The organism is Geothermobacter ehrlichii, from assembly GCF_008124615.1.
Lineage (GTDB): Bacteria > Desulfobacterota > Desulfuromonadia > Desulfuromonadales > Geothermobacteraceae > Geothermobacter > Geothermobacter ehrlichii.
Genome location: NZ_VNIB01000008.1, coordinates 21,520 through 46,756 on the forward strand (window position 1 = coordinate 21,520; position 25,237 = coordinate 46,756).

General features: G+C 60.3%; 18 protein-coding genes. 6 read left to right on the forward strand and 12 right to left on the reverse strand.

Annotated features, from left to right (window positions below; genetic code table 11):
- Positions 1–19: 19 nt before the first annotated feature.
- The 3 genes from EDC39_RS09565 to EDC39_RS09575 form a co-directional block, all read right to left on the reverse strand.
- On the reverse strand, positions 20–2,050 hold the full coding sequence (locus tag EDC39_RS09565; RefSeq protein ID WP_148896159.1) for a ParB N-terminal domain-containing protein: 2,031 nt from the start codon (positions 2,048–2,050) through the stop codon (positions 20–22).
- 1 nt (position 2,051) lies between these two features.
- A complete protein-coding gene (locus EDC39_RS09570) occupies positions 2,052–2,708 on the reverse strand; it encodes a hypothetical protein (RefSeq protein ID WP_148896160.1) in 657 nt (218 codons plus the stop codon).
- Positions 2,709–2,874: 166 nt separating this feature from the next.
- Positions 2,875–4,479 (reverse strand): nuclease-related domain-containing DEAD/DEAH box helicase, encoded by a 1,605-nt coding sequence (locus tag EDC39_RS09575; protein WP_148896161.1) that lies wholly within the window; start codon positions 4,477–4,479, stop codon positions 2,875–2,877.
- Between the two features lie 369 nt (positions 4,480–4,848).
- On the opposite strand from EDC39_RS09575, the gene EDC39_RS09580 reads away from it, so the two are divergent.
- Both EDC39_RS09580 and gloA read left to right on the forward strand, forming a co-directional pair.
- Positions 4,849–5,040: a hypothetical protein gene (locus EDC39_RS09580; protein WP_148896162.1), complete on the forward strand. Its 192-nt coding sequence runs from the start codon at positions 4,849–4,851 to the stop codon at positions 5,038–5,040.
- A gap of 12 nt (positions 5,041–5,052) precedes the next feature.
- Positions 5,053–5,433, forward strand: coding sequence for a lactoylglutathione lyase (gene gloA / locus EDC39_RS09585; RefSeq protein ID WP_148896163.1), 381 nt, complete (start codon positions 5,053–5,055; stop codon positions 5,431–5,433).
- Positions 5,434–5,508: 75 nt separating this feature from the next.
- On the opposite strand, the gene EDC39_RS09590 is transcribed toward gloA, so the two are convergent.
- Both EDC39_RS09590 and EDC39_RS09595 read right to left on the reverse strand, forming a co-directional pair.
- Complete coding sequence (locus EDC39_RS09590) at positions 5,509–5,772, reverse strand: hypothetical protein (RefSeq protein WP_148896164.1); 264 nt, start codon at positions 5,770–5,772, stop codon at positions 5,509–5,511.
- Between the two features lie 191 nt (positions 5,773–5,963).
- Complete coding sequence (locus tag EDC39_RS09595; protein ID WP_148896165.1) at positions 5,964–8,789, reverse strand: GPMC system transcriptional regulator; 2,826 nt, start codon at positions 8,787–8,789, stop codon at positions 5,964–5,966.
- Between the two features lie 161 nt (positions 8,790–8,950).
- On the opposite strand from EDC39_RS09595, the gene EDC39_RS09600 reads away from it, so the two are divergent.
- From EDC39_RS09600 to EDC39_RS09615, 4 genes are all read left to right on the forward strand, one after another.
- Positions 8,951–9,430 carry a CYTH domain-containing protein gene (locus EDC39_RS09600; RefSeq protein ID WP_148896243.1) on the forward strand — a complete coding sequence of 160 codons (480 nt, stop codon included), beginning with the start codon at positions 8,951–8,953 and terminating at the stop codon, positions 9,428–9,430.
- Between the two features lie 111 nt (positions 9,431–9,541).
- A complete protein-coding gene (pdhA, locus tag EDC39_RS09605; RefSeq protein ID WP_148896166.1) occupies positions 9,542–10,606 on the forward strand; it encodes a pyruvate dehydrogenase (acetyl-transferring) E1 component subunit alpha in 1,065 nt (354 codons plus the stop codon).
- Positions 10,599–11,564, forward strand: coding sequence for an alpha-ketoacid dehydrogenase subunit beta (locus EDC39_RS09610; RefSeq protein WP_148896167.1), 966 nt, complete (start codon positions 10,599–10,601; stop codon positions 11,562–11,564). Before pdhA ends, EDC39_RS09610 begins: the two co-directional genes overlap by 8 nt.
- Entirely contained in the window at positions 11,557–12,798 is a 1,242-nt protein-coding gene (locus EDC39_RS09615; protein WP_148896168.1) for a dihydrolipoamide acetyltransferase family protein, read from the forward strand. The genes EDC39_RS09610 and EDC39_RS09615 overlap by 8 nt, the downstream gene beginning before the upstream one ends.
- On the opposite strand, the gene EDC39_RS09620 is transcribed toward EDC39_RS09615, so the two are convergent.
- From EDC39_RS09620 to EDC39_RS09655, 7 genes are all read right to left on the reverse strand, one after another.
- Complete coding sequence (locus EDC39_RS09620) at positions 12,753–13,898, reverse strand: Glu/Leu/Phe/Val family dehydrogenase (protein ID WP_148896169.1); 1,146 nt, start codon at positions 13,896–13,898, stop codon at positions 12,753–12,755. The two genes, EDC39_RS09615 and EDC39_RS09620, sit on opposite strands and share 46 nt — an antisense overlap.
- Positions 13,899–13,954: 56 nt before the next feature.
- Entirely contained in the window at positions 13,955–15,124 is a 1,170-nt protein-coding gene (locus EDC39_RS09625) for an HD-GYP domain-containing protein (RefSeq protein ID WP_148896170.1), read from the reverse strand.
- A complete protein-coding gene (locus EDC39_RS09630) occupies positions 15,121–17,331 on the reverse strand; it encodes a HEAT repeat domain-containing protein (RefSeq protein WP_148896171.1) in 2,211 nt (736 codons plus the stop codon). The genes EDC39_RS09625 and EDC39_RS09630 overlap by 4 nt, the downstream gene beginning before the upstream one ends.
- Positions 17,332–17,430: 99 nt before the next feature.
- Positions 17,431–19,716: a serine protein kinase PrkA gene (locus EDC39_RS09635; protein WP_148896172.1), complete on the reverse strand. Its 2,286-nt coding sequence runs from the start codon at positions 19,714–19,716 to the stop codon at positions 17,431–17,433.
- A complete protein-coding gene (locus EDC39_RS09640; RefSeq protein WP_148896173.1) occupies positions 19,713–21,332 on the reverse strand; it encodes a SpoVR family protein in 1,620 nt (539 codons plus the stop codon). Before EDC39_RS09640 ends, EDC39_RS09635 begins: the two co-directional genes overlap by 4 nt.
- A gap of 405 nt (positions 21,333–21,737) precedes the next feature.
- The gene (locus EDC39_RS09650) at positions 21,738–23,108 is read right to left on the reverse strand and encodes a DUF444 family protein (protein WP_148896174.1); all 1,371 of its coding nucleotides are present in this window, start codon (positions 23,106–23,108) and stop codon (positions 21,738–21,740) included.
- A gap of 29 nt (positions 23,109–23,137) precedes the next feature.
- On the reverse strand, positions 23,138–25,201 hold the full coding sequence (locus tag EDC39_RS09655) for a serine protein kinase PrkA (RefSeq protein ID WP_148896175.1): 2,064 nt from the start codon (positions 25,199–25,201) through the stop codon (positions 23,138–23,140).
- Positions 25,202–25,237 lie beyond the last annotated feature (36 nt).

The following is a 25,237-nucleotide window of genomic DNA, read 5'->3' on the forward strand; positions in this document are numbered from 1 at the left end:
TTGGCGGTCGTTTATGGGCTTAGTCGTCGTTTTCCTCGTCGATGTCTTCATTATCATTTTGTTCGATAGTTGTTTTCTTGACAGACTCGGAGATAAAAGCTTTTTCTGTGGCCTTTACAATTAAATCATCACTTAGCGGATTGAGGCCACATTTTTGGAGTGTGCGCTTTAGTTCATTGATCGATTCATTTATGTAAGTCTTTACAAGATCTACTCCAGGTTCTTCCATTGGATTTGTTGCCTTGAATCCATCTATTTTAGATTTGACTTTACGTTTTACCGCCATGAAGTCTGGACTGTATCTAATGGTATCAATGTTATCAAAATATTTGTTCTTTGTATTGCTTTGAACAACCCTAAGAAATAGATTCCTCATCTGTATCCAAAGTTTAGGGTTAAGCTCGCTGCCAATTGCTTCTTTTTTTAAGTCTGTTAAGATAAAAATCCAGTTTTCAGCTGGAAGCTTGTTTAGGGCATTCACAAAAAGATTGTCGGACGTTGTTTCTTTGTTCCCGGTTTTTATTTTTCCCCAACCGGTTTTCTCAGAAAAATAGCTTAGGGCCATTAGCATTCCAGTTATTGATGCTTTGGTTGTCAAAGTATTATAAGCATTGTCAACTAAGTTGTGGACTTCTTCTTGAAATAGCCCTTTTCTTAGCTCAATGAATTTTGTTTCGAGTTCTTTGATCCCGTCTATGTATGTTTTAGCCGAGGCAGGTGCGTTTGCGCCAACTTTCTCAAAAGACATATAATTAGAAAACAGCCCTTCTCCTCCACAATATATTGTAGTCCATATTTCCTGTAAGACAGCAGAGCTTTTGTAGACATGTTTTCTGAGCTCTTCGGTTGCATTGATATGTTTTTCAAACAAAATAAACTTTGACAATAAATTGTAAATAATTTTGTTTATGGTTTTGTTTAGAGCATCTTGTATGTTTGATGTGGTGAATTTTTCGCTTAGATCTGGCTTTTCATTTTCCTCTAGGGTGTCAAAAAATTTTTCAAGCCTATTCAAGTTGCTTTGTTGTTTATATGAATCCCTGCTTATTTTGTGGGTTAATATGTTGAATTCGTCTTTTCCAATGGCAAACATTGAACATGCATAATGGATAATCACTGGATCAAAAAGATATACTTTTGATAGAGTTTCGCCATCAGAATCAAATCCGCTTTGCAGTAAGGAAAGATCTTTGCTGGAAAATGATTTAGACGAAAGCAGAGAATAAAAGCTCGATGTGCAAATTGAACTTAAATCGTGATCGTCAAGTAATATGTTTCTTGCTTCATTGACTTTTTTTGCATTTGTATTGACATCAACAAAAAGTCTTCTTGAAATAGTAAGAGGGGACACCTCTTCTTCTCCGCATCTCTCGAACCAAACTAATGTAACAGGCAGTTCTGATTTGAAGTTTTCCGGAGGTTTTGGGCAATTGCTGTAAAAAGGTTTGTATACGCTTGACTTTTGGCTAGTAACGTCGTCAAAGGTGTTAGTTAGGTATCGAAAGGCATTGGCCCTGTGTTGACCGTCAAGTACTATTAGATCTGTATTGTCGCTGTCTATGCTTATCTGACCTAGGGCAATCTTATTTCCTTTGGAATCTTCAAAAAGTTCAACAGTCCAATAGTCACCGTAGTTCAATTTTAAACCATTTTCCCCTTCGTTTGTTCTCTCTGGGTATTTTATGTTGCCTCCATTTCCGTTTGTCAAAAATCCCTTTGGTGAGAGTGCAACCAAAATACCGGGGAAAAAACCAGTACCAACTGGATTGCTTAGAAGATAGGGAATGAGGTCGTTGGCGACTCTAAAATCACTCAAATCTCTCTGTAGGAGAGAGGACATGTCCTTTATTTTGTCGGCAGATATCCTTTCTCTAACTGGCTTAAGTTCCTGTAGAAGGCTCTTTGAGTTTCCTCCGTCACTTGCATCGTTTGCCGACGCTTTAGTACTAAAGTGACATATTTTCCATTTAGATGTTGGAAGAACGGTAAATTCACCTAAAATTCCGTAAAGCCGAAATAGTTTTTTTTCAATAGATGTTCCAAGTTTCATATTACCTCCTTCCAAATACTGGATTGAAAATCGTGTTTAAGAATGTTTCGCAATATAGAAGGTCTTCAGTTACCTTTTTTATACACTCTTGGTGGCAATTTATTGATCTGCTGATACAGTTGTCAATGCACTTCCTTGGAATAGTGAACTTAACAAATAGGCAATCTGTTGACAATTTTTTGGGCCAGATTTTTGCTAGTCTGAGGCCAAAATATTCTGATTCAACATCAGAGTCTGCGGGTATTTCTGTGGATAGATCTGGATTGAGTTTCCCTAGCTGTTTTTCAAACTGACGTTTATGAGTTGTGAGCCTTTTGTTTAAATTTGTGGATATTCCTATATATAAAGGGTAGTTTACGCTAAAAATAGAGTCTGAGAATAAAGTGACGTCATCTAATGAGTTGGTATTGATATTTCCTATTTGTTTTTTTAGTTCGCCTTGGTATTTTAATCGAAGTGTAGACTTTACTTCTGCCTGGATTGAAATATTTCCGAATAGGGATAGCAGGTGATGCATTTGATGTTTTTTCTTAATTCTTATGTGCCAACTGTATATCCCTGGTGTACTTTTTATGGCAGCAATTTTTTCGTATGGACAAACATAGCTTATAAAATTTTCACCATATAGAAAATCAATTTTTATCTCTTTATATTCCATGTCTTTAATTTTTTTGTGAATAAAGCATGCTTGGTAGCTTTAAAAATAACCAAGAAATAATGAGTATATTTTTAATTGCATGTATAGTATTTTGTAATCATTTTTTAACAATGGTGAGTGGGGTGTTGTTCGAATAACTAGCCATGTAGTGTGTTTGTGAATGTTTTCAAAGAGTATGTCTAAGTTTTTTGACTTCCACAATCCTCACCACATCCGTCGCCCGAGTTAAGGCAATATGCATTCGCACATCCTTGCGGTCCTTGACCAGTCTCAGGTCTGTAACAATGATCGCCGGTCGTTCAAGCCCTTTGAACCGTAGAAATGTGTCGGCAACAATATTCTCCGTCATGGTCGGATCGTCCGCGCGTACGACGGGTGTGTTGCCGATTCTGTCAACTCTGGCGATGCCGTCGCTTGCGGTTTGTCCGCGCAGTGACAAAATCGCAATATCTTCTGGAGCGAAACCCTCTGAGCGTAATCTGGTGATTTCCTTTTCGAGTTCCTTTAGTGCAGTTGTTTCCCCCTTTGAGGTGATAAAACCAATCGTTCCATCCTTGATTCCTTTTTGCAGTCTCTCCTCGTCATAGGGCTGCTGACGTATCTTGCGGGAATATTCCATGACGGCAGGAGGGCAGCGGTAACATCTAGTGAGACAGAAGCGCCCTCCCTGGGCCGTCCATTCGGGGATACACCGGTCGTTCCAGAATGCCTGGGCCGGATCGTAAAAGATCCAGCAGGTCTGATCCAACCCGAGCGCCTCGACCAGCACCCAGTCGTTTTCTGTCAGGTCCTGGGCTTCGTCCAGGATGATGACTTCGGGGGCATCCTCTTTTTCGGGAAGGGCGTCGGCTGCGGCATGCAGAGAGACATTGAACCAGAACTCTGTCGTTGTGGGTGGGGAGTCGATCAGATTTGCTTTTTGCAGCAGGTGAACCGCATAGCGCGGCACGGTAAAGACATCAACACCGGCATTGCTCAGGGTCGGTCGTAACCATTCCGCCAGGGCATCGGTGAAGCAGAGATAGAGCACCCGCTTGCCCTGTTGGGCCATTTTCAGAGCCGCTTCGCGGGCGATCAGGGTCTTTCCTGAGCCGGCGACTCCCTCAACCAGAAGGCGCCGATTGCCCAGCAGGCAGTCGATCAGCCGAAGCTGTTCGGCATCGAGCTTGAGCCGTTCTTCCGCATTGATTCTGGCCTTGTGTCCCAGTTTCAGCCTGGGCGCCCAGCTTTCACCCCACAGCCGGTGAAGCTGCCCGGCCCAGTTGCCGTCCGGGACGAGGAATCCGGCAGGGAAGGCCTTGTCCAGTTTGGACTGAATCGAATCGATCAGCCAGGGGATATCCTGGGAACCCAGCAGCAGCTCGCTGATGTCATCCTGATTGGGCGGATTTGAGAAGGCGGTGTCGGGGAAGATGCTCAGTACGGCAAAAGGAACCGAGAGCAGGCCGGCTTCTTTGAGGCGGGTATGGAGCTTTCGGGCATAGCCTAGCCCCTGCTCACGTGGCCCTTTGGGTAGAAGGTGGCCGTTCTGATACCAGCGGCCATCGCGCTGCTCTAGGTGCCCTCCTTTGACTTCCAGCACGAGGAAGCCACGGTGAGGGATGGCGAGGACAAAATCACCCTCTCCCTCCAGCCCGTCGGCCGTTCGAATACGCAGGGAATGCCAGGCCGTCCAGTCTTTGGGCAGCTGTTTTTTCAGTGCCGCATAAACCTTCTGCTCGGCTAGCGAATCCGTTGGCCGCAACTGCTCTTTTGGCCAGAGCCCCCTCATTCAGAACATTCCCCAGAACACAAAAGGCCACCTGAAGTCCGGGACGTTGCCTCGGACGCAGGTGGCCTTTGAAGTTATGGTTTGATAATCAACAGTATTCCCCTCAACATACAATAACCAATCCCAAGTGCAGAGCTTAATCTACGGGTTTGATGGCAAAATGTCAATGAAACTGGCGAAATATCTGCGGGCCCGGGGAGAAGGGGTGGTTCCTGTCGCGGGGCGGGTTTGTGCGTGTTTTCGGCTTTCGTCGGATCTTGTCATCCTTTTGAGAGTTTTTTGAGATGCGTCAATTATAATCGCGCGAATTGCGGGTATTTTGTGCTGTACCTGTCGGTTTTTCGGTGTATCTTTGGGGGGCAGAGGACCATGGAAGAGAAGATCTACTGCCACATCTGCGGCGCGGAAACCTACAACGCCAAGGACCAGCTCTGCGATTTCTGCTGGGAAATGGATGTCCGCCTGCGTTTCGCCGCCCAGCATCGGCGCGAGGCGACGCGCAAGATCATCCGCATGCATTTTCCCGAGCTGACGGATCTGGGCGTGGTCGGCAAGGACTGAGGAGGCAAGAGCATGAACTGGCGCATGATCCATGTCTGCATCCGGGTGATGGACCTGGAGAAGAGCGAGCGTTTCTACAAGGAAGCCTTCGGTTTTCGGGTGGCCCGCAAGCGGGATTTTCCCGAGGGTGGTTTCACCCTCAGCTACCTGGTCGATCCGAGCGAGAGCTTCGAGCTGGAGCTGACCTACAACTACGACCAGCAACAGCCGTATGTCATCGGCAACGGCTATTCGCACCTGGCGGTGAGTGTGGAGGATCTGGAGGCGTCGCACCGCAGGCACCAGGAGCTGGGGCTGAACCCGACGCCGCTCAAGGGGCTGAAGGGGACGGCCAGCTACTACTTTGTTTCCGATCCGGACGGCTACCGGATCGAGGTGGTGCGGATGCGCTGAAAAACGGAAGTAACGACGACACAAAAAAGGGGTCCCGACCGGGACCCCTTTTTTGTGTCAGACAACGTCGCCCTGCTAGTGGCCGGCCACCTGGTTGCGGCGCCGGTTTGGCGTTTCGCTGCGCACCCGCACCACGGCCCGCTGCCGCTTCCGGTCGCGGAGCTTGTCGACGGCGACGGCCGCCAGCACCAGCATGCAGAAGAAGATCGCCAGCGCCGCGAGCACGTTGCAGGCGATCAGGGTGGCGAACCGGATATTGTCGAAGCCCGTTTCGGTCATGGCCAGGGCCGGTTGGGCGAGGGTGAGCAGAAAGAGCGGAATCATCAGTAAACGCTTCATGGGACTCTCCTTTGTCAACATCGTCGATCCGTTGCCGCGCAGTCTAGATGGATCGAAAATGTGCCGACAGCGCTATCCGCGCACGGTTCGGCACCGGTTGTCACGTCTGGGGGTGTGCGTTCGCACACAAAATATAACCAATATGGTTATATTTTGTGTTGAGCCGCCTGTCAAGGGGGAGAAAACGGTTTTCAGGTCAGACGGATGGTCTTGTAGAGAAAGTTCTTGAAGCGGTAGAAGACCTTTTTCTCTTCCGCATCGCCGTTTTTGGGATCGCAGGCCCGAAGCAGGACGGCAAGTCGGGGCATGCTGGTGGCGCCCTGGCTTTTCGCCTGCGCGATCAGGCTGCGCACCACGTCGCGGGAGATGCGGTTTTCGCTGTAGGGCCGGTAGACGCCGCTCCAGAAGGTCTCTTCGCCCTGGCGGATGCGCTGCAGGATTTCCCCGGCCAGTCGGCGGGTCAGTTCCTCGGCGGAGCCGGTGTCGGCGGCGGAGCCGGACGTCGCGCCGGCCGGGCCGATGGCGGTGCGGATCGTTTCCTCGTCGATGGTGTGGGCCCGGCGGAAGAAGAGGGCGCGGACCAGGATGCTGCGCAGCTCGCGGATGTTGCCGCTGTAGTGGTGGGCGGCCAGCAGGTCCTTGGCGGCGGCGGTGAGCTGCGGCGGATGTTCGGGCTCGCCGGGCCGGCGGTAGATGCGGTAGAGCCGGCCGAGGAAATGCACCGCCAGGTCGGGGATGTCCTCGCGCCGCTGGTTGAGGGAGGGCACCTCGATGGTCAGTTCCGACAGCCGGTGGTAGAGGTCCTCGCGAAAGCGCCCCTCGCGGATCAGCCTGCCCAGGTCCTTGTTGGTGGCGGCCACCAGCAGGACGCGGGCGTAGCGGGTGCGGTTCTCGCCCAGGCGGACGAAGCCGCCGTTATCGAGAAAACGCAGCAGCTGCACCTGGGTCTTGGGGTCGGCGTCGCCGATCTCGTCGAGGAAGACCACGCCGCCGTGGGCCTCTTCGAGGATGCCCTGGCGGTCGGTGTGGGCGCCGGTGAAGGCGCCTCTCTTGTGGCCGAAGAGTTCCGAGTAGGTCAGCTCGCCGCTGTAGGCGGCGATGTTGGTCTTCTTGACCGGCAGTTCCTTTCTCGGGCCGAAGCGGGCCTGGTACATCTCGTTGAGCCGCGAGAAGATGTTGTTGAAGATGAATTCCTTGCCGCTGCCGGTTTCGCCGGTGATGAGGATCGACGGCAGGCCGAGGGTGGCTTCCTCGAGGTTGCGCTGGTGCCAGAGGGCCATGCGGTTGAAGATGGGCGGCGTGACCTGCTGGATGAAGTGGACGATTTCCCGGGCGCGCGGGGCGTTGCCGATGATGTTGCCGAGACGGTAGGAGCTGACGCTCGGATCGCGGTAGCCGACATCCGAGCGCAGCTGCTCCACCTCGGTGGTCAGCTGTTCGATACGCAGCAGATCAAAGATGTGGCGCGAGATCATGCGCTGGATGATCTGCAGAATCCGCTGGTGTTCGTCGGTGAAGTAGTGGGGGCGCAGCGAGTCGAGACAGATGACCGCCAGCACCCGGTCTTCGTAGAGGACCGGCACGGCCAGTTCGCTGCGGATGTCGGGGGTGATCATGCGGTAGAAGCCGCGGCTGCCCTTCTCCTCGGTGGTGTCGCCGATCAGCTGCGCCTGGCCGGTGGCCGCCGCCAGGCCGGTGAGGCTGCGTTCCTCCGGCGGCAGGTCCTCGGCGCCGACGCGAATCGGGGGGATGTCCCGCTTCAGCCATTCCTTGATCTTCGCCCCGGTCAGGCTGCCGTCCTTTTCCTCCACCACCAGCCAGCGTTCGCCTTCCTGTTCCCGCACCAGGGCAATGCTGCCGGTATCGGCGCCGATCAGTTCGGCTGCCTTGGACAGTACCCGCGCCAGGAAGGGCTGCAGCCCGGAGAAGCTTTCCTGCAGCAGGGTGTTGATCTCGGCGAGCACCTGGATCTCCATGTGTTCGCCGCCGATCTCCTGGATGACCCGCTCGGCCATTTCGGCATGGGCCTCGAGCAGCCCCTGCTCGAAGGGGCTGAAGCGGTAGGCCTCGGAGGTGTAGTAGTTGACCAGGCAGCGCACCCGCCGGGTCCGGGGATCGTAGCGGGGAACGACGTAGAGGGACTGCAGGCCCATCTGCTCGGTCAGGTAGCGCTTCTGCAGCTCCTGCCGCGGCAGGTCCTCGATGTAGATCGGGTGCAGCAGCCGGTCGTCGCTGATGGTGCCGTCGCGGCTGATGTAGCGCGACAGCAGGGAGTGGCCGGCGCCCAGCTCGATCTGCCGTTCGGCTTCGTAGCGGCGCTTGATCTCCTTGTCGGGGGAGTAGGAGGCGAGGATCTCCAGGTAGCTCCCCTCGGGGTTGGCGGGCCGGGGCACCAGGACCGAGGCCAGGGTCAGCTTGTCGATCAGGCGCACCGCCGAGCGGACCATGAAGAAGGCGGCCTGCTGGCTCTTGGCGGCGTCGATTTCGCGGGCCAGCAGAATCTGCTGGTGGTACTTGCGGGCCTGATCGATGACGCCTGCGGCGTCGTCGAGAAACTGGCGCAGGGTCTCGATCTCCTCGTCGCCGGGCAGTTGCCGGCGCCGGCTGCTGTCGAGACAGAGGACGCCGACGGCGCGTCCCTGGTGGACGATGGGCAGCTGGCAGGTGGCCTGGATGCCGAATTCGCCGGCCAGGCTGCGGGCGGTGCGGCTCGGAAAGCGGTCCGGTTCGAGCACCTGGACCGGCTCCTGGTTGAGATAGACCTGCGAAACGAGGAAATCGCCGCTGTTCAGGGGAAAGCTGCGCTGGCGCAGGCTTTCGATGTGGGGGCCGGTGGCGGCGGCGCAGGTCAGGCGGCCGGCGGTCAGGTCTTCGAGGTAGATGCGCACCCGGCTCTGGCGGGTGATGAGGGTGGTGGCGTCGAGTACCAGGTGCAGGATGTCCTCGAGGTTTTCCTTGTCGAAATCGCGCAGCCGGGCGCTGATGCGGGCCAGGCGGTTGGTGCGGACGCTGTCCATGGGGCTCCTTTGTGAGTTGCTGTTCAACTCAGTGAGTATAGGGGGCGACGGCGAGGGTGTAAAGGGGCGGCTGGCCGGCGGCACGGTTTTGCAGTAGACTTTCCTGTCGGTGGGCACGACACAGGGAGGTGTTCGGCATGGAGAAGCGGACGGAGGAGGGGATGCGTTATGAAATCGAGCGCAAGTTCCTGGTGCGGGACGATTCCTGGCGCGGCCGGGACGAAGGTGTCCGCCTGCGCCAGGGGTATCTGAGCGTCGATCCCGAGCGGACGGTGCGGGTGAGGCTGGTTGGCGACCGGGGCTGGCTGACCATCAAGGGGGCATCCGTCGGCAGTGTGCGGCCCGAATTCGAATATGCCATTCCCGCCGCCGAGGCGGCCAGCATGCTCGAGCATCTCTGCCTGCGGCCGCAGATCGAGAAGATCCGCTACCGGATCGAGCATGCCGGCCTGCTGTGGGAGGTCGACGAGTTTCTCGGCGAGAACGCCGGCCTGGTGCTGGCCGAGATCGAACTGGCCGACCCGCGGCAGCCGGTGACCCTGCCCCCCTGGATCGGCGAGGAGGTGACCGACGATCACCGCTACAGCAACGCCTGGCTGAGCCGGCATCCCTTCCGGCACTGGGGAGCCGACCCGAACTGAGGCGCCATGGCGCCGGCCGCCGTTTGACCGTCCCAGACCCCCAAGGTAAACTGGAAGCAGGTTCGCACTGCGCCCTGCCGGCGTCGCTGCCGGGCCTGGGAAGGCGGAAGGATGCCGAAGAAAACCATTGCCTCCTTTGCCGTTTCCCGCCTCGAGATTCTGGATGAGCAGGGGCAGGTGGATGAGCGGCTGATGCCGGACCTGGACGATGACGACCTAGTCCGCATGTACCGGCTCATGCTGTTGACCCGCCTTTTCGACCAGCGCGCCCTGCATCTGCAGCGGGAAGGGCGGCTGGGGACCTACCCCTCGGTGCTGGGACAGGAGGCTTCCCAGGTCGGCAGCGCTTTCGCCCTGCACCCGGGCGACTGGTTCTTCCCCGCCTTTCGCGAACTGGGGGTGTTCCTCACTCTCGGCTATCCCCTGTCGGAAATCTACCAGTACTGGAACGGGGATGAGCGCGGACTGCTCTGTCCCGAGAATCTCCACATCTTTCCCATCTGCATCGCCGTCGGTACCCACATCCCGCACGCCGTCGGCGCCGCCATGGCGGCACGCTGCCGGGGGGACGGCATCGCCGTCGCCTGCTATTTCGGCGACGGTGGCACCTCCAAGGGCGATTTCCACGAGGGCCTGAACATGGCAGGCGTCTTTCAGGCGCCGGTGGTCTTCATCATCCAGAACAACCAGTGGGCCATTTCCGTGCCGCGCCGCCGCCAGACGGCGGCGACGACCCTGGCGCAGAAGGCGATCGCCTACGGCATTCCCGGCATCCAGGTCGACGGCAACGACGTGCTGGCCGTCTTCCAGGCGACGCGTCAGGCCCTGGAACGGGCCCGTCAGGGCGAGGGGCCGAGCCTGATCGAGTGCGAGACCTACCGCCTGGCCGACCACACCACCGCCGACGACGCCCGGCGCTACCGCGATCCGGAGGAGGTGCAGCGCTGGCAGCGGCGTGACCCCCTGCTGCGCCTGCGGCGGCTGCTGCAGCGGCGCGGGTTGTGGAACGACCGGCTGCAGGTCGAGGCGGAGGAGGAGATCCGCCGGCGTCTCGACCGGGCGGTGGCGCGGGAGGAAGCGACGCCGCCGGCCACGGTCGAGGATGTCTTCCGCTACACCTACGCCGAGCTGACCCCGAGGCAGCGGCGCCAGCTGCGGGAGCTGAAGCATGGCTGAAATGAACATGGTCGAGGCCATCAACCTGGCTCTGCGCGAAGAGATGGAGCGGGACGCCGACGTGCTGGTTCTCGGCGAGGATGTCGGTCGTGACGGCGGGGTGTTCCGGGTGACCGACGGCCTGTTCGAGCGTTTCGGCGGGGAGAGGGTCATCGATACGCCCCTGTCCGAGTCGGCGATTGTCGGCGTGGCGATCGGCATGGCCGCCTACGGGCTGAAACCGGTGGCCGAAATCCAGTTTCTCGGTTTTATCTACGGCGCCATGGAGCAGCTCTTCAGCCATGCCGCCCGTCTGCGCAGCCGTTCGCGTGGACAGCTGCACTGCCCGCTGGTGGTCCGGACACCCTACGGCGGCGGCATCAAGGCGCCGGAACTGCACGAAGAGAGCAGCGAGGCCCTGTTCTGCCACATGCCGGGTCTGAAGGTGGTGGTCCCCGCGACGCCCCGCTACGCCAAGGCCCTGCTGCAGGCGGCGATCAGGGACCCCGATCCGGTCATCTTTCTCGAGCCGACCCGGCTCTACCGCCTGCTGCGCGAGGAGGTTCCCGCCGGGGATATTCCGGTGGAGCTGGGGCGGGCGCGCATTGCCCGGGCCGGCGGGGAGGTGACGCTGGTCGCCTGGGGGAGCATGCTGGAAAAGGCCCTGCGCGCCGCGGAAGGATTCGACGCCGAGGTCATCGATCTGATGACCCTGGTCCCCTTCGACAGCGAAACGATTCTGGCCTCGGTGGAAAAGACCGGCCGGCTGGTGGTGGTACACGAGGCGTCGCAGACCGCCGGTTTCGGGGCGGAGATCGCCGCCACCGTCGCCGAAGAGGGAATCTGGTTTCTCAAGGCGCCGGTCAGACGGGTCACCGGCTGTGACGTGGTGCTCCCCCTGCCGCTGCTTGAGGACTACAACCTGCCGACGGCGAAGCAGATCGCGGCGGCCGTCGAGGAGGTGCTGGCCTTTGACTGACCGCCGATTCGAATTCGTGCTCCCCGATCTGGGCGAAGGGGTAACCGAGGCCGAAATCAGGGCCCTGCACGTCAGCGTCGGCGATCGGGTCGATGAGCACCAGACGGTGTTCGAAGTCGAAACCGACAAGGCGCTGGTGGAGGTGCCTTCGCCGCGCGCCGGCATCGTTCGCGAGATCCGCTGCGCCGAAGGGGAGAAGGTCGCCGTCGGCCGGGTTCTGCTGGTCATCGAAATGGAAGGCGAGGCCGCGGCGTCCGGGATGGCGGCGCCCAGGCCTGCCGCCGGCATTGTCGGCGTGCTGCCTGAAGCGCCTGCCGTTCCCGCGTCACCGGCCGCCGAACCCGGAGCGGCCGGGCCGCCAGCGCCGGGAACCAGGGCCATGCCCCGGGTGCGCCGACTGGCCCGCGAGCTGGAAGTCGACCTGCAGACCCTGACCGGAAGCGGCCCGCAGGGCAGTATCGTCGAGGCGGATGTGCGGGCCACCGCTGGCCGGAATTCCGGCGAAGCTGGTGTCTGTGGGGGCGGCGACCGGGTGGTACGGCGAATTCCCCTGACGGGATTGCGACGCAGCATCGCCGAGCATCTGCTCGAGGCCCAGCGCCGTACCGCCTTCGTGACCAGTATGGCAGAGGTCGACGTGACCCGTCTCTGGGGGATGAAGGCGCGGCTGGCGGAACATCTGGCCGGGCGCGGCATCAAACTGACCTTTCTGCCGTTTTTCATGAAGGCGGTTCAGCATGCCCTGGTTGAATTTCCGCTACTCAATGCCCGGGTCGATGAAGCGGCCGGCGAGATCGAACTGCTGGCGGATTGTCATCTCGGGGTGGCGGTCGACACCAGTGAAGGGCTTCTGGTTCCGGTGGTGCGGGATGTCGGCCGCAAGAGTGTGGCCGAGTTGGCAAACGAACTGCAGCAGCTGGCGCAACTGGCAGAGACCCGGCAGATCACCCGGGAGCAGCTGCGGGGAAGCAGTTTCACCCTGACCAATTTCGGCGCTTTCGGTGGCAGTTTTGCTACTCCGGTGATCAATCATCCCAACGTCGGGATTCTCGGCTTCGGCGGCATTGCGGAAAAACCCTGGGTGGTCGACGGCGAGATCCTGCCCCGGCGGATCCTGCCGATGTCGCTGACCTTTGATCACCGCGTGGTCGACGGCGCCGAAGCGACCCGGTTCCTGGTCCGGGTCGGTCAGTTTCTGGAGGACCCGGAGCTGCTGCTGGTCGAGAGCCGCTGAACGGCTCTGGGCCGGCCACCGTTGCCCATCGCCTGCAGGACGCGCTGCCGGGCGATCCGCTCGGCGGTCTGCCGGGGCAGCCTTCCTTCCTGTTGTGACTGGACCAGAATTCTTTCCGTGTTGCTTAGCAGTTTTTCCTCGATGCGGCGGAACGCCTCGTCCTTGTCCGCTCCCCGGTGTTCCGCCTCGGCCATGATCAGACCGCCGGCGTTGGCGATGACGTCGGGAACGACCAGCACGCCCCGCCCGGCGAGCGCCTTTTCCGCCTGCAGGGTGGCGGGGATGTTGGCGCCCTCCAGCACCATGCGCGCCCGGATCTGTTGCTGATTGTCTTCGCGGATGACATCGGCGGTCGCCGCCGGCAGCAGAATGTCGCAGTCGACGCCGAAGATGGCGTCCCGTTCCAGCAGGCTGCCGCCGGCGGCCGCTACCGGGTCGTCGCCGGATGCCCGTGCCGCCAGGGCGGCGTCCAGATCGAGGCCCTGCGGGTTCCAGGCGGTGCCCTGGCGGTCGCTCAGGGCCACCAGAACGGCTCCTTTTTGGGTGAGGAAGCGGGCGGCGGCGCTGCCGACATTGCCGAACCCCTGGACAGCGACCCGCGCGCCGGCCAGCGGCATGTCGAGATGGCGGCAGACGGTTTCGGCACAGACGGCGAGACCGAAGCCGGTGGCGCCGAGCTGATCCAGCGGCAGTCCGCCCAGGTCGGCGGGAAGACCGACGGCGCGGCCGGTTTCCTGGCGGATCCAGGTCATGCTGGTTTCGTCGCTGCCCATGTCGGGGGCCGGGATGTAGTCGCCGATATCGGCGATCAGCCGGGCGAACCGGCGCACTACCGTTTCCGTGTCCGGATCGCGGGAGTCGAAGACGATGCCCGCCTTGCCGCCGCCGAGGGGCAGGTCGGCGATGGCGCTCTTGAAGGTCATGGTGCGGGCCAGCCGCGCCACTTCCTCCGGCGTCACCTCGGGGGTGATGCGCACGCCGCCGAGCGCCGGGCCGCGGGCGGTGTTGTCGATGACCAGCCAGGCGTGAAACGGAATCGACGGATCGTACAGGTGCATTACCCTGGCCGGCCCGATGGAGTCGTAGCGGATGCGGTCCATGCTTCAACTATAGCAGTACGGAACGGGCCTGCCAGCCGCCGCCCCGCCGGAAGGCATCACCTGGCGGCCGAGGTGACCCGCTCGAGCACGCGCAGGAAGTTGTGGGTGAGTTGGGGGTTGAGCTTGCTGCCGGCGTTCTGCAGCAGGATCTGCGAGATATGGTGAACCTGCATCGAGCCGCGATAGGCCCGCTCGGTGCGCAGGGCGTCGAAGACGTCGGAGATGGTGGTCAGCTGGCTGCAGATGTTCTGCTTCCAGCCGGCGGGGACCTGCGGGTAGCCCTGCCGGTCGTACTGGATGTGGTGTTCGTAGGCAACGATCACCGCCAGCCGCGGCACTCCCGGGGTCTCCAGCAGGTAGCGGGCGCCCCTGACCGGATGCTGCCGGACCAGCTCCCATTCCCGTTCGTCGAGCTGCCCTTTCTTGGTCAGGATCTCCTCGGGGACGAAGAGCTTTCCCATGTCGTGCAGCAGGGCGGCCACGCCGATGTCGTGCAGCATCTGGCCGCTGATGCCGAGGGCCATGGCCTGGGCGATGTTCAGGGTGCAGACGTTGATCGAGTGGGTGAAGGTGTATTCGTCGAGTTCGCGCAGCGGGGCCAGGGCGAAGAAGGAGCCGGCCTCGCTGGTGAAGGCGGCGACGAAACGGGCGACGATTTCCGAAATCCCCACCACGTGCAGATGTCTTTTCTTGCGGACCGTCTCGCAGATTTCGGCGAAGCGGGCCAGCTCCTCTTCCGGGATCTCCTCGACCCCCGCCACCTCGGGCAGGTCCTCTACGGTGAAGTTGCTCTCGTCGATTTCGCCGCCGGCGTCAGGGCGGCTTTTGCCGTCACTGTAACGGATCTCGACCCGGCCGAGACGCAGGTTGGCCGAGGCGCGGATGCGCGCATCGGCGGCGGCTTCGCTCAGCTGGCGGATGAACTGGCGCAGTTCTTCGCCATCGAGTCCGGGCAGCAGTTTCAGGTGGCTGATGCCGAAGCGGCGCAGTTGCCGGGCCAGCCGGTCGATGTACATGCCGCGCCCGAGCGAGCGCCCGTCGGCCACCAGCTCGTCCTCGATGAAGAGGAGGGACAGGCCGGCGTCTTTTGTGCCGGTGACGGCGGCGGCCGCCAGTTCGCACAGCCTTTTTACCTGGGCGTGTTCGACGCCGTAGAGGCCGGCGGTGGCCAGGGCGGTGGCCAGGTGCCGGCAGAAGGTCCGGGCCGGGTGGCGTTCCCGGTTCATGGCCGCCTCCGGCGCAGCCTGCGCATCTTTTCGGCCTGCCGGTCCTGCCGGGCCAGCAGGATTTTCTGGGCGGCATCGCCCAGCCGCCCGCCATTGGCGGCCAGAAGCTCGAGCAGGTCCTGTACCTTTCTGAACGGATAGCGCTCCAGTGATTCGACGATGGCCAGCTTGAGTTTGGCCAGACCCTGCAGGTGCAGCAGGCTCTTGTCGTTGAGAACCTTTTCCAGCACCGGCAGGGCGGCCGGATCGCCGAGGGCGGCCAGTTCGGTGACCGCCCGGTGCTTCAGTTCGAGCATCTCCCGGCTGTAGTCGGGTTTTTCCATCAGGGCGATCAGGGCATCGCGCAGCGGTTCCGCCAGGGGACGGCGGACCTGTTCCATGGCCCAGCGGCGACGGCCGGGGTCGTCCCCGGCCAGTTCGTCGGCCAGGATCAGGTCGGCCTCGGCGTCGTCGAACTGGCGCAGCGCCTTGAAGACCTCGAGCCGCACTTTCGGATGGGGGTGACGGCGCAGGGCGCGGATGGCGTAGAGGGCGACCGGATCGGCCAGCCGCTGCAGGATGACCAGCATGTTGCGTACGACGAACCAGCGGCTGTCGCGCAGCCGGGCCAGCACCGGTTCGCGGATGGCGTCGCCCATCTCGAGCAGGCGGTCGATCAGGAAGCGGCGCAGGGCGCGCCGTTTTTCCACCGCCAGCCGGTCGAGCATCGGTTCGATGAAGGGAGGGCCGATCTGGCGGATCAGCTCCTCGATGCCGGCGAAACGTTCCTTGTCCCAGACGCTGAGCACTTCGAGGATGTGGTCGAGCAGTTCCCGTTCGCCGAGGACGCGGACCACCTCTTCCGACAGACCATCCCGGGTTGCCCGCGTCAGCCGCTGGTGCAGATCGAGCAACACGTCGAACTGGCCGAGTTCGACGAAGTAGTAGATCAGTTCGATCAGTTCGGTGAGCAGCCTGTCGCGGCCCTCGTGTTCGCTCTCTTGTCGCAGCAGGTCGAGCAGGATGCTGCAGACCTTGGTTTCGACCTGCTCGTTCGCCAGCTGTTCGCGGATCTCGACGCTTTCCCGGGTCTCGAGGGGGGGGATCTCTTCCAGGGAGACGATGCTGTGCAGCAGGTGCTGGTAGGTGCCGGGGACGTAGCGGTCGGGGTCGTCTTCCCTGAACAGGGAGCGCAGGTGCCGGCCGAGTTCGGCGCTGGAAAGGATCTGCTCCCCGGTTTCGGGAGGCGGCTGTTCGGCGTGCTGCGACAGCTTGCCGAGCAGGTTCATGATGGTTGGGGGAATGGTCAGCCGCTGCTGGTTGACGTCCTCCAGAGCCTGGAACAGGGCGTCGTTGGAGAGATGGGCGATGACGTCCTCGGCTATGTCCTCCCTGGCGGCCAGGGTGTTGAAGGTGCTGGCGAGAAACTGGCGGCGCAGATCGGGGCTGAGGCTGCTGACGAAGTTGCCCAGTTTTTCCATCGATTCCGTTCGGTAGGACTGGCAGCGCCCTTCCCGGTCGAGTTCGCGCAGAAAGCTGGTGATGGTCTCTTCGTAGCTGGCCAGGGTTTCTTCCGCCCGCCCTCCGTCCCGGCGCCGGTTCAGGTACTTGGCGACCAGTTTCGGATCGACCACCCGGGCGGCGGTCTTCTCGCCCTGCGGGTCGAGTGTGCCCTCCACCAGTCCGCCGACGAAGAGGTCCCAGAGGGATCCGGCCCTTTCCTCCTCGAGTTCGGCGTCGGCGGCGCCGATCTCCGCCTCTTCGCAGATGCTGAAGGCGCTGTAGTCGATGCCGGAGATGTCGATGTGCCGCAGGTCGAGATCGCGGCAGGCCGCGGCCAGGCCGCCCCTGTCAGCCAGTTCTTCGGGCCGGCTGACCGCCAGCCGCTGAAAGCGGAGCAGTTCGTCGCTGGTCAGTCCGGTTTCGAAGGTGATGGCGGCGATGCCCAGGTCGAACAGTTCGCTCGCCAGCTTGCGGAAGACCGGATTCTTTTCGTCCAGCACCGAGCCGTGCACCAGGATGCTGTCGCGGGCGATGCCGAGGGTCAGCCTGGGACGGAACTCGAGCAGGTTGGCCAGAAGATCGACCATGGCCAGGGCCGATTTGCGTACCAGGGGATGGTCGTCGGGGTAGGAGAGGGTGTGCTGGCGGGAGATGTTGAAGGCATAGATGAACCTGGTCAGCACCCGGGTGTCGAAATCGACGCTGTGGGTTGCGGTCTCGTCCATCTTCGGTTCCCCTCCCTGCCGGCAAGACGGCGGCCGGGCGGCCGCGACCGACAGGATACACCAGCCTCTCCTTTCATGAAAGGGGACGAAAGGGGGAGCTCAGCTGAACTTGCCGGTCAGGTTGTTGTCGATGACGTAGATGCAGACTTCTTTGGCGCCCTTCTTCGAGTAGTTGTGTCGCTCGCAGAGGTTCTGGATCAGGTAGCTGACGTCCTCGCGGATCTTGCGGTCGTAGGTCCTGAATTCCTCGCGCTCGTAATCCTTGATAGCGCGGCGGAAGTTTTCGTTCTCGAGGAAGGGATCGAGGGCTTTCTCCTTGAGGCTGTCAACATAGCGTTCGTAGAGGCGCCGGTACAGCTCGGTTTCGGTCAGGGGGTGCCCCTCGACCATGATCTCCTGGGTCAGGGTGCGGGCGGTGTATTCCTTCTGCGTTTCCAGGCGGAAGGCCTGGCGCTGTTCGCTGGACGCCCCGGCGCCGAGCAGGCGGTTTTCGATGGTGGAGAGGAACTCCTCGGTCACTTCGACCTTCTGGCCGTTGAAGCGGTTGGTGACCTTGCTGCCGAGATCGTAATTGAGGGCGAACAGGTAGTTCTGGATGTCGTTGGAGATCTGTTCCTCGTTGTAGTAGTAGAGGGATTCGCGCACTTCCTGCAGTACCGTGTAGTCGTACATGCGCAGCAGCGAATCCATGAAGCCCTCGGGGAGCTGCTTCTTCAGCTCCGGGTGGGTTCTGGAGAAGAAGCGGACCACCGTGGTCATGTCGATCAGCTGATCCTTGCGCGACATGGTGGAGAAGAGGTCGTTGAAGATGCGGATCGAGTCGCGGCCGGAAACACCCTTGAAGCCTTCGGTTTCCGATTCGGCAATGATCTTGCGCCGGCGCTTGGCGGTGAGCCGCTTGCGGTCTTCGCTGGTCAGCCATTCGGGGATGTGGCCGGTGAATATCTCCATCTTCAGCAGCAGCAGGTTTTCGTCGCAGTACAGGGCGTATTTCTTCGGATCCTCGATCCAGTCGAGCATCGCCTGTGAGGTTGGGTTGAGCCGCGAGGCGATGATCACCCGGGCGAAGTTGTGCAGCACCCGCGGCAGGAAGGCCTCTTCGATATGTTTGCCGAAATGGTGCCGGTAAATCTCGACCTCAGTCTTCAGATCGAGCACGTAGGGGATCTTGATGGTTTCGGTGCGGTCGGTGAAGGACTGGAAATTTTCGATGTTGTCCCGGTCCTCCGGGTTGAGCAGGGCGATGAACATGGAGTTGACGTTCTCCTCGATATCCTCGACCTTGTGCACGCCCTCGCTGATGATGTTGTGCAGCTCGAAGAAGCGGTCCTTGTTGTGCGACTTGATGTCCATCAGGGCGTAGATGCCGTTGTTGGTCCTGGCGAACCGCGAATAGATGTAGCGCACCCGGTTGCTGTCCCGCAGGATGTCGTCGATGCGCGACTGCAGGATGGGGTTGGTCAGGATGCTCTCCTTGGCCGGGGCATCGCCGGGGCTGAAGACGCTGATCCCCTCACCGAGCCGTCGGTTGAAGCGGAAGGGGCGGGCATGCAGCATCTTCAGTACTTCGGCCGGACTGCCGAGCTTGTCGAGCAGGGCCTCGTAGAGGGAAGTGCAGATGGTGCAGGCCTGGTCCCTGAATACCCACTCGTATTCTTTTTCGGTGAAGATCTCGTACTTGTGCTTGGTGTTGGCGAACAGGTCGTCGATGAAGGAGCGGCGCAGCTCCTTGGGCACGATGAGAATCGGACTGTCATGGCTGGGGCAGGGAACTTCCACGATGTGGGCCGATTCGTAGGCGTTTTTCTGCGCCTGGATGATGTCGTCCTGCAGGCTGGCCGTCTTGTCCAGCATTTGCGACAGCCGGTTGATCAGCAGACTGGTTTCCCGTTCGTCGAAACGGATGAGCACCTCCTTGTCGAGCCGCCACACCGCCTCGTAGCGGCAGCCTTCCGGGCTGTTGGCGTATTCCTCGAACTTTTTCAGCAGGTTGTTGAGAAAGGTGCTCTTTCCGCTGCCGTGCGGCCCTTCGAAGATGTAGATCTTGTTCTGCTGGGCGCTGCGCTGCAGGGTGCCGGCCAGGGCGACCAGCCGGTTGGCGAAGAGCCGGTCGGCGAAGAAGGGGCGGTCGGTGTCCTCGACGAAGAGGCGGCTGCAGTCGTAGGCCATGTAGTGGATCGACTCCGGGTCCCCCTCGTATTCGTCCGTGCCGGCCTCGATGCAGGTCTGGATCAGGTCGGAAAAGACCTGGAAGACGTTACGCAGGACCAGGGCCGGATTGCGGCTGAGGTGCTCGAGGTACTGCTCGAAGCGGATGGTCTGCGGCTTCTTCTGCCGCCGCAGGGAGCGGTCGATGTTGGTCAGGGCCTGGTCGATCTTTTTCATGCCGCGTCCAGTTCTTCCCGCTTGAGTTGACGCTGCTGCATCCGGTAGCGGACTCGGATCCACTTCGGTTCGGCAGGTTCCCCTGAGCGGGACGGCGGAGCCGGCGCCATTTCGTGGGTTTCGAGTTCGACCGGCCCGCCCCAGAGATATTCGATCCCGATCATGGTTCCGTGGATGTACTCCTGCACCAGCGGCCGTCCCTCGAAGACGTGTACCAGTTTCAGGGTTCCATTGTCGCTGCTGCTGGCGTCGATGCGGATGCGGGGTGGATGGTAGAGGCTGTCGAGCAGCATGCGGCGGTAGTCTTCGGCCCGCCGGCTGCCGACCCGGTATTCCCAGACCATCCGCTCCTCGTTGAGCCGCTTTTCGCTGACGAAAAGCCGGTAACGGTCGATGAAGTCCTGGTCGACGAACTGGTTGATGAAGAGGAAGTCGGACAGGTTCTCCCGCACCAGGAAGATGGTCTCCTTCCCCCGGCCGGTATTGCGGTCGAAGCCGGCCCGCTGGTGCCGGTCGCGCAGTTTCTGGTAGTCCCAGTCGAGCTGGCCGCGGTCGGCCTTCTCCTCGATGTGGCGGAAGAGGCGCAGGCCGATGGCATAGGGATTCAGGCCGACCCGCGGCAGGGCGGTGACGAAGGCGTTGACCCGGGCGAAATTGATTTCGTGACCGCGGATCCGGTCGTCGGTGAGGAAGAGCTCCTCGTGCCAGTAGCTGGCCCAGCCCTCGTTCATGATCTTGGTGCGGATCTGCGGCTGGAAATAGAGGCTGGTGTTGCGTACCACGTGCAGGACCGACTGCATCCACTTGTTCTCTTCGCGGTTGAGGAATTCGGAATGCTCCAGCAAAAAGAGCATCAGGTCGTCGTCACGTTTCGGACGACTGGCGACATGCTTCTGGTAGAGGGCTTCGAATTCGGGATATTTCTTGACCGTGTCGGCGAAGAAGGCCTGTTCGCACAGCTCGCCCGCTTCCCGGACGCAGGCGTTGTAGCGGTCGATCTCATCGAGATATTCCCGGGTTCGAACCTTGCGTATCTGTTGCAGAAAGATGTCGAAATAGTAATCGATCCGGCTGCTGGCCTTGATCTGGCGGGGGCGGTGCAGGTCGCCGAGCAGGCCGTGATAGTCGACCAGATTGTCGATGCTGAGCGAAAATTCGATCACATAGTCGACCCAGCGGCCGTAACGCGACCGCAGCTGGGCGATCAGCCGTTTGTCGGCCAGGGCCTGGGCGGTGAAATCGAAATCCCAGGTGTGGCGGAAATAGAGATTGTTCTGGAAAAAATCGATATGGGCCAGAACGTGGTAGAAGATCATCACGTTCAGCCAGTCCGGATTGTTGTCGTTGTAGAAGGAGATGGCCGGCCGGGTGTTGATGACCGTCTCGAAGGGGTTGTCCGGGTAGAGTTCGTAACGCCCCCGCTCCCGCATAACCTCGACGTCATGCACCCAGTAGTCGTACATGGTCGGGATCATGTTCTTCGGCGTCAGCTCGAGCAGGTCCCGGTTGGAGACGATGTATTCCAGCGTCTCGTCGCTGAAAGAGAGGCCGGCGTCGCGCGCCCGCTCCTTGCAGCCTTCCATGATTCGTTTGGTGTGCTGGTCAATCAGTTCCATTGCTACCGGGAAACGGTCTTTTTCCACGATCTCTGCGTTGTCTGCGCGCGGTCTGCGTCGACGTAGTTTTGGCTACGCCTCCTTGACCCGTGCTCGACGCCTTGACCTCGTGGAAAAATCCTCGTTTCTGTCACCTTTCTGCACGAGTTGTATGCCGGTGCACAGTCTGCGTCGACGCAGCTTCTGCTACGCCTCCGGCGCCTTCGCTCGGCTTCCTTGATTTGACAAAAAACTCCTCGCTCCGGATTCCTTTCCGCTTGGGTTCGTTCGGCGTTCAGGCCAGTCTTTTCTCGTCCCTCGTCCCTCGTCCCTCGTCCCTCGTCCCTCGTCCCTCGTCCCTCGTCCCTCGTCCCTCGTCCCTCGTCCCTCGTCCCTCGTCCCTCGTCACTCGTCACTCGTCACTCGTCACTCCGAAATCAACTTCTTGATCCCCTCGATGATGCGTGCCTCGTCGCTGTTTTCGCTCAGGGTGTCCTTGCGCAGCAGGTTTTTCGCGTCCTTGAGCAGGCCCGATTTGTGCAGGTACTTGTCGACTTCGGTGTTGCCGGCCTCGGTGTAGGCATGTTCGGCGATGGTGATACCGACCCGACTGGCGTAGCGCAGCATGCGTTTCAGTTCGGGGATGGTCTTCTTGCCGGTGGTGTCCCAGTCGTCGCCGTCGGTGCCATGAAAAACGTAGATGTTGTAGTCGCGCTCCAGGCTTTCCCGTTCGACGATCTCGTTCACCAGCCGGTAGGCGGAGGCGACCTCGGTGCCGCCGGCGACCTTGGAGTTGTAGTAGGTGTAGAAGTCCTCGACCTCCCTGGCTTCGGTATCGTGCAGGATGAAGCGGGTCTCCACCTGCCTCTGGTACTGGTAGAGCAGCCAGCTGTAGATCAGCACGTGCTGGGTGCAGACGACCTCGGTCGCCTTGCCGCCCATGGAGCCGGAATAGTCGCGGACAAAAAAGACCATCGCCTGGGATTCGTAGTCCTTCTCCTGCGACAGGACGCGATAGATCCGGTCCCGGGGGGCGATGATAAATTCGCTGGTGTCGATCTCGTCGAAGTCGGGCAGCCGGCCCAGTCCGATATTGGTTTCGAGAATCCTGCGCAGAGTGGCCTTCTTGTCGAGTACCTGGCCGGAGCCGCGGTTCCGGTCGGTCAGATCATAGGTATAGCGGGTCAGCGAGCGCTTCTTCCCCTTGTCCTTGAGGTTGGGCAGTTCGAACTTTTCGGTAAGGATTTTGCCGAGGTCATAGGCGTTCGATTCGAGCTCGTGGGCACCACCGCCCCCCTGGCCGGCCTGGCCGGAGCCGCTTTCGCCCTGCTGGCGCACCGGCTGCTCGCCGACCAGCTCCCCCTCCTCGCCGTCTCCCGAGCCGCCGGAGGTCGATTCGGTTGGCGGCCCGGCGCTCATGTCGTGCAGAAATTTCTCCTCGACCGTGGTCGGAACCACCACCACCTTGTCTTCTCTGCCGCGGCCCGGGCGGACCATGCGGCCGACCCGGATCTTGCGCGGAAAGCCGTCCTCTTCGCGCTGCCGGTCCCGCTCGAGCAGTTCGTCGAGGGTGTGGATGCGGGCGGCGTAGCTGCCGGCGGGGCGGGTCAGGGCCTGCAGCGCCGCCAGGTCGTTCCAGGCGTAGAGACTGTCGACGATCGGCACCGTTTGCCCGGGGGGGGCCGGCAGGTCGTGGTGCCCTTCGTGACGCAGTTCACGCAGGATCATGCGCTCCTGTTCCGCCGTGAGCCCCGCTCTTTTCAGCTGGTGGTAGCGTTGCCAGAGCTTCTGTTTCATGCCGGTGGCCGTTCGTCGGGGGTCGGGGGTCAGGATTCGTCCTCCTGGGTGCAGAAGTACTCGATGGTCTTCTGGGCGCAGGTACGGCAGTAGCCGAGTTTTTCCAGCATGGTGCTGATCATGCGGTCGTAGAGTTTCTGGTTCTCTTCGTTGGTCCGGTTGGCCAGGGCGCCGATCAGGCTGCCGGCGCCGGCGATGTCCGACTTCAGCCGTACGTCGGTGACTGCCTTGACCAGCTCGAGGTTGTCCATGAAGTCGTAGTTTGGATCGACGGTGATCTTCTGGCCGTAGATCTTGCGGATGGAGGTGCGGAAGGTCTCCCGCTGTTCCTCCGTCTTCAGGCCGAGCAGTTCCTCGACACTCTTGACGAAGCGCTCGTCGATCTTGATCGCCTTCAGTTCGCCGGTCTGCGGATCCTTGTATTTCCACATCTTGTCCGGCCCCAGGTTTTCGGCGTCGATGCCGATGATCATGTTGACGTAGTTCATCACGTCCTTGCGGATGGCCATCGGCTCGTCCATGTAGGCATTGAACATCTCGGTCATCACCCGTTCCCGGTAGAGACTGCGGGCGATCTTGAGGTCCTCGAGGTACTTGGCCCGGTCGTTGGCGTCGGGCACGTAATCGAGGATCACCCGCTCAAGGGCTGGGAAAAAGTCGATGGCGACCATGCAGTGACCCTCGTTGGTTTCGGAGCTTTCGCCGAGCAGCTGGATGGCCCGGCCCAGGTTGCGTTGCCCAAGGCCTTTCTGGCCGAACCGCTTGGTGATGTCCGGGTCCTGGTTGAGGGTGTCGATCACCTCGGCCAGGGTCTTGATGCTCTTTTCGCCGGCGACTTCGCCGGCGGCCAGCTTCATGGTTTCGATCGGGGTCAGCTTCTCCGACCGGGGCAGCCGGGTGAGCACCGCGGCCACCGAGGCGGCGTAGTTGAGATTCGGGTCCTGGTGCAGCGCCTCGCGGCTGAGGGTGGTCTTGGTTTCTGAGCCGATGGCGTAGGCGGTCAGTTCCCGCTGGCGGATGTAGTCGGTGTTGTGGGAGACGTAGCAGACGCGGCAACGGTCGATGATCGGCGCCTCTTCCTTCTCCGCCAGGAAGCGGTTGAACTCGGAATTGTTGCTGGTGGCGACGATCATGGTATCGATGGGCCACTTGTAGCCGTCGATTTCGATGGTGCGGTTCTGGATGACGGCGAGATAGACCTGAACCAGGTCCTTCTTGTTCTTGAATATCTCGTCGGAAAAGTGGATGCCGCCGCCGGCGACCCGCGCCAGGGCGCCGCGGCGCAGGTCGAAGCGGTAGGGGTTGTTGGTGTCGGTAATGTGCAGCAGCCGCTGGATCGATTCTTCGCCGAGCAGGTCGACGGCCGAAGAGGTGATCTTGTCCTTGGCCGAATACTTGCCGGTTATGGTGCCCAGGCTTTCGGTCATCGGCACCGGCACGATCTCGATGAATTTGAGCATCTCGTCGATGTTGCCGTCGCAGTAGCGGCGGATATTGTTCCAGATGTACTCGCTGCAGGCGCCCAGCGGCCGGTAGTCGCGGTAGAGCTGGTCGATGTCGGCGTCCTTGAAACCGCCCTTGGCGGCAAGCCATTCCTTGCTCTGCTCGATGGTCTCGCCGACGTTCATGGCCAGCACCATCGGGTCTTCGTAGGTCTGGGATTCGATTCGCGACAACTTGCCGTAGCCGCCGATCTTTTCCAGGCCATTGAAGGCGAAGGTGTACTTGCGGTTTTCCGGCCGGGCGAGAAACCGCCGGTAGCAGCTGCAGAGGAACTCGACGAAGAAGGTCTTGCCGTTGCCCGGTTCACCCACCAGCACGAAGGCCATTTCCTTCGAGGAGCCGCCCTCGGCGGCGTCCTTGACGAAGGAGACGAAGCTGTTGATCTCGTCGAACATGCCGATGACGTGTTTGTTTCCCCGGCGGAAGATGCTGAAATCGTAGGTGGTCTTGCCGTTGACCACGACCTTGCTGATCTCCTGTTCGAGAATCATGCGCGCCACGCCCTGAACGGAGTTCTCGAACCGTCTTTTTCCCGCCCTGACTGCCTTGAGATGATGAATCAGTGTCGGAGCAACAGGTCGCGTCGCCATGGATCTCCTCCCGTCGGTTGGTCGGTTTTGCCGGCT